Origin of the sequence: Psychrobacter sp. (assembly GCF_030457785.1) — a bacterium.
Lineage (GTDB): Bacteria > Pseudomonadota > Gammaproteobacteria > Pseudomonadales > Moraxellaceae > Psychrobacter.
In genome coordinates, this window is sequence record NZ_JAKDUI010000194.1 from 1 (window position 1) to 5179 (window position 5179).

Annotated in this window: 5 protein-coding genes; 2 read left to right on the forward strand and 3 right to left on the reverse strand. The window is 40.7% G+C overall.

The annotated features are described in order from the left end of the window. Window positions 1-256 precede the first annotated feature (256 nt). Together L0J61_RS09060 and L0J61_RS09065 are read left to right on the forward strand one after the other, a co-directional pair. The gene (locus L0J61_RS09060; protein WP_301466121.1) at window positions 257-385 is read left to right on the forward strand and encodes a 3-hydroxyacyl-CoA dehydrogenase NAD-binding domain-containing protein; all 129 of its coding nucleotides are present in this window, start codon (window positions 257-259) and stop codon (window positions 383-385) included. Continuing rightward, window positions 366-1217 (forward strand): 3-hydroxyacyl-CoA dehydrogenase family protein, encoded by an 852-nt coding sequence (locus L0J61_RS09065; protein WP_301466122.1) that lies wholly within the window; start codon window positions 366-368, stop codon window positions 1215-1217. The genes L0J61_RS09060 and L0J61_RS09065 overlap by 20 nt, the downstream gene beginning before the upstream one ends. A gap of 308 nt (window positions 1218-1525) precedes the next feature. Here L0J61_RS09065 and L0J61_RS09070 read toward each other — a convergent pair whose 3' ends face one another. The 3 genes from L0J61_RS09070 to L0J61_RS09080 form a co-directional block, all read right to left on the reverse strand. Beyond that, window positions 1526-2347, reverse strand: coding sequence for a DUF5020 family protein (locus L0J61_RS09070; protein ID WP_301466123.1), 822 nt, complete (start codon window positions 2345-2347; stop codon window positions 1526-1528). An 805-nt stretch (window positions 2348-3152) separates the two neighbouring features. Next, window positions 3153-3500: a hypothetical protein gene (locus L0J61_RS09075; RefSeq protein WP_301466124.1), complete on the reverse strand. Its 348-nt coding sequence runs from the start codon at window positions 3498-3500 to the stop codon at window positions 3153-3155. Between the two features lie 62 nt (window positions 3501-3562). Next, on the reverse strand, window positions 3563-4936 hold the full coding sequence (locus L0J61_RS09080) for an NAD(P)/FAD-dependent oxidoreductase (protein ID WP_301466125.1): 1374 nt from the start codon (window positions 4934-4936) through the stop codon (window positions 3563-3565). Window positions 4937-5179: the final 243 nt, after the last annotated feature.

A 5179-nucleotide genomic window follows, 5' to 3' on the forward strand; every position in this document is an offset into this window, starting at 1 on the left:
TCAAATATACTGATTAATATAGGTTATGGTCAAGCGGATGAGCTATATAGTCGTCTTCCAAGATTGGACTTTGATGAGGCTTGTCAGATTTTATAAAACACAACATCATCATAAGCATAAAAAACCACCTGCCTATATTCAGCAGGTGGTTTTTTATGTTTATGGTCATTGTGAAAAACAACCTGGATTATATTGTAGAGAGTGGTTCTGTTGGGTATCCTGTATCAAACAATGTAGGTATAAAAAGGTGTACAAGATGGAAAACATCACAATTCTTGGCGCTGGGACGATGGGGCACTCGATTGCCTTATCAGCAGCATGGGCAGGTAAAACCGTAAATATATATGGCATCGATGATCAGGACCTTGAAAACGCTGATACTTGAAAACGCTGATAAAGGCTTGCATAACAAACTCAAGGTGATGAGTGACAACCAACTTTTTACCCCTGAGCACGCGACCGAAATTAGAAAGCGCACCCAATTCACGACCTCTCTTGAAGAAGCTACTTCGAATGCAATCTTTATTATTGAAGTCGTCCCTGAGAGCTTAGTGTTGAAAAAGGCGTTATATGAGAGGTTGGAAGCATTAGTTGAAGATGATGTTGTTATGGCTAGCAATACATCAGGGTTTAAACCAAGTCTATTAGCGGCTGATATGAGACGCCCCGAACGTTTTGTTGTTACTCATTTTTGGAATCCGGCAGACCTTATGCCTTTAGTAGAAGTCGTCAAAGGCGAGCATACCGATGAGGACACGGTCCAGCGTACGATGGACGTTTTAACGCTGATGAATAAAAAAGCGATAGTGCTGAATCAAGAAGTCCCAGGATTTATTGGCAATCGTTTGCAATACGCTCTTTTTCGAGAAGCGCAGGCATTGCTAGATGCTGGAGCAGCTTCAAAAGAAGATATCGGTGCCGCCGTCACCTATAGTATTGGCCGTCGGTTGCCTGTGACAGGACCACTGATGTCTGCGGATATGGGCGGGCTAGATATATTCTCCGATATCTATAATTATTTATTCGAAGATTTATCGACATATCAGCGTTCAGGTGAAGTCCTATCTCAACTCGTGAGTGAGAAAAAACTGGGAGATAAAACAGGAGAGAGCTTTTATGCTTGGGAATCTGATGTCTCGGAAAAAATAAATGAAGAACGGGAGCGGACGCTGATTTATTTCCTGAAAAACGACCTAAAGACAGGAGCGTTAAAATAAGTAGTAGCATTAGCATTAGTATGTGTTTTTCAATCAGTATTTTCTCTGCATATCATTGAAAAAATATGAAGCCTATGACCTATATTTATGGGCAAAAAAACTGAACGGAAATGAGCATAGAAACTGGAGAGATGAGCAATGGTCAGACAATTTGGCCCACACCAAAATAAACAAGATGATGGGCAAGTGTAAGTTATATCGAGTGACGACGGTACGAAAAGAGAGTGAGTTTGAAAGAGTTGACCATCAACTAAAAACCCCTCAGGCTATACGAAAAATAGCCCAAGGGGGTTAAATCTATAAGATATTTAAAAGTGCAGTTTAACCAGCGCGCTCGGTGTGTTTTGGGTAAAGTCGGTACCGTATTTGTTTTTCCAGTAGCTATACTCCATGCCGACTTCAATCCGGTTATCAATGCCCAATGCTTCTTGCAAATTGTATTTTATTTGCGGGTTGATATGCAGTTGGTCTTTCGAGTCATCGTTGTTGAATGAATAGTCCACATAACCATCGATGACGAAATTGTTTTTCTCCCACCCATAAGTCAACGTAATCTGCTGATCATCATCAGTATTGTCATTGAAAGCGTGATACAAAGATGCTGACGCATACTTCATACCAGGAATAGGCACATTTAGGTCTGCACCCACACCGACCAAGTAGTTATCTTGGCTAAAGCCTGTACTGTTTGAGCCAAACTCGTATTGAGCTGCTAGATTGACTTGTTTGATAAAGCTGTCATCAAAGGTTTGCAGTTTAAATTTAGGCGAGAACTCGCCGTATGTCTCTTTGAACCTGTCACTGCCATTAACTTTAGCACCATGATGGCGATCAACAAAGAAAAACACACCGCCCCAAGTATGTGTGGATGCATGCTCTAAGGTAGCGGTAGTTAACTCACCATCTGGTACTAGCTCATAGTCATCGCCATATAATACAGAAAGACTGGTGTCACTAAAAAGTACCTTTGCATGGCTGTTGCTCACAGCGCCCAACGAAATCACAGCAAGTAAAGCGGCAGACAGAGGCTTTATATAGCTTTGTTTTGTCTTAAGAGGACTTGTATTTTTGAGGGTGTTTTTTAACCTTTGGGGCGTTAAGGGCAGGCTTTTAGATAAGATATCATTCATAGTGGTAATACTCCTTTAAATACAGTCATGGACCTTAATAGAATTGGCATAACGGCAGGGGTGGAATTTTGTTTTGGATCAAAACTTACCCGTACTACTAAGGGCGAGGGTGTAGTCTTCAGTGCAAATAGAGAATAAAACCTCTAAGTTTAGGCGTTATTTACGCTGCAAAGGCCCACTGATTTGGCTGTGTTTTTTAGCAACATTTTTTAACACCTTGAAACAGTTAACCACTTTTTATAATTATTGACAATGACGACTGAGCTGGGAATATGCTATCTCGATGTACTATAAATTATTGATATAATCTAAGTTTTTGATTTTATTAATTTAACTGACCAAATGGTCAAGAATATTTATTTTGTAAGAAAAAATAAGCAGGAAGACCGTCACATGGACTAATTTGCAGCGGCAATGGTTTTTTTGAGGCAGGATAGAGTAAAGATGATTTGATATCAGAAAGGGCATGATGCTTTTAATTTTGGATACTTTGTATATCGACAGGGATGTGTTTTTTCAGTCTATTCGATGTAGGGGCTATAAGTAAGGAGCTTCTATACAGGTAATGCGTTGTTCACATTGTATTTTATTTAGGGATTGTACTAGGGGGTGTTGGATTGTTCACAAATAGGTGCTGCTGATAACTGCTAGCTTATATAGTCGATACCAAATAAAAAGGATGCATTGTCTAATAATGCGAAACTGGTATAAATTTTTTTGGCTTGCTGTGCCACGCAGACAGAGGCTGAAAAAAACCTATACCAGTTCCGCTGTATCTGTTTTATATCGAACTGACTATATAAAGTTATATGATACGCTTCGATGCACCTACCAATCCTGTCATCAAGGGTAGTGAGACTAAATAGGCATAGATCAATAACGCTAAAACCATAGCGCTGTGGAAGCTCCAATCTACCCAATAAGTCATATCTGCTAGGCTGGCATTAAATAAAGTTGGCAAGATAAAAATGCCACTAAGGGCAACCACAATGGCTGGCAGCGTTGCCAGACGATACATCATTCGTTTGGTTCTACCCATCGCTGCCCAATATCCCCATGCTATTAGTAAGATAAGCAATAATACGATGACTAAGGTAGAGTTTTCCAGTAGCGCCTCCCATAACATCATAAGCGCTTGGGTTAATAACAACATGGTCACTCCTTTTGCAATTTTCAAAGTAAATAAGGATGATTTTATAAGGATGGTTTGACTGTTTAGACTCTACCTTTTGCGACAGCCATATAAGCAGGTTTTAGCATCATCTCCTCTAAAAACCAAGCAAAATAACTTTCTTGTAATGGATCAATAAAAGGCACGCTCGGCGTTAGATTGTCTTCATAGTCAAACTCAACCAGCATGGCTTGACCCTCTTTAATAAGCAGTGGACAAGATGTATAGCCATCAAACTGTAGACTAGGGCTGCGGCCTTGTATCACATCGATTAGATTATTGACTACGAGAGGTGCTGAGAGTTTAACGGTTGCTGCTGTTTTGCCTTTTGGTGTGCCATTGATATCACCTACACCAAATATGTTGCTATAACGCTTGTGCTGAAGTGAGTATTTATCAACATCAAGCCAGCCTTGAGCATTGGCGAGAGGGCTATTTAAGACACTATCTACTGCAAACATGGGTGGCACAATGTGGATAAAATCATAGTCTTGAGCATTTTGGTTACCTGCACCATCCGTAAAGTAAGCGGTTTTACTGCTTTTATCGATGGCGGTCAGACGTTGTTCAAAATTAACCCCAATTGGAGGGTTATAGGATGCCCAGTGAGACAGCACATTTTCATTGACAACAGGAACACTAAACACGGTGTTGTGAGGACTAAAAAACTGTATATCACTATCTTGTCGAGTGCCAGCCTGTACAAGCCTATCGTGCAGCATAAAGGTCATCTTGAGCGGCGCACCTGCGCATTTCATATCAGTATGTGCTAGAGTCATGATCGCTCGTCCGCCTGTCTGACGAAACATGTCCATCTGCTGCCAAGTCTTTAAAGCAATCTCAGGACTGGGATAAACACTACCGATTCCCTCAGATCCTAGATCTGCGATATCCAATCCTTCTATAGTGTCAAACCCCAAACGAAGACCAGTTGCTATGACCAAATAATCATAGCCAATCGTTTTACCATTATCGGTTGTCAGCTGATTGCTATCAGGCAAAAATTCTTGAGCATTTTCTTTTATCCAATTAATGCCAGTAGGTAATAGCTTTGCATTACTGTCTATGACTTTATCTGCGTTTTTCCAAACACCGCTAGCAAGCAAAGTATAGCCTGGCTGATAATAATGTGTTTCACGGCTATCTAGGATAGTCAGTTTGGCGTTAGGGAGTTGGCGACTTAAACGATTGGCAATAGCCAACCCTGCTACACCAGCACCCACGATGACAATATTTGGGTTTTCTTGATGGGTCGGTAAACTTGTACACCCTGTCAAGCTCATACCACCCATAGCAACCCCAGTTGCCATACTTGTACCAATGAATTGACGACGACTGACCTGATGGTTTACAGAGCCATTCTTGTTATCTCGAAAGTTTGATTGGTTAGATAAGGGGCGACTAATCGCTTGTTTCATAATATTACCTCTAGATGCGAACATTCAGAACTACACTCAAAATGACTTATAGCGCTAGCTAAAATCTATATCATCATTTGCTTTAGCTGCCGTTAAGTTGGCTTTAAGCCATGCTTCAAAACCACCAGCAATAGATACCACGTTTCTGTAGCCTAAATCTTGTGGTGTTTTCATGACGATCCTTTAAGAAGAGGAGTGTTAACAAAGGCTAGGTAGTAAAAGTCTATGCAGCAAGTGAAGAGT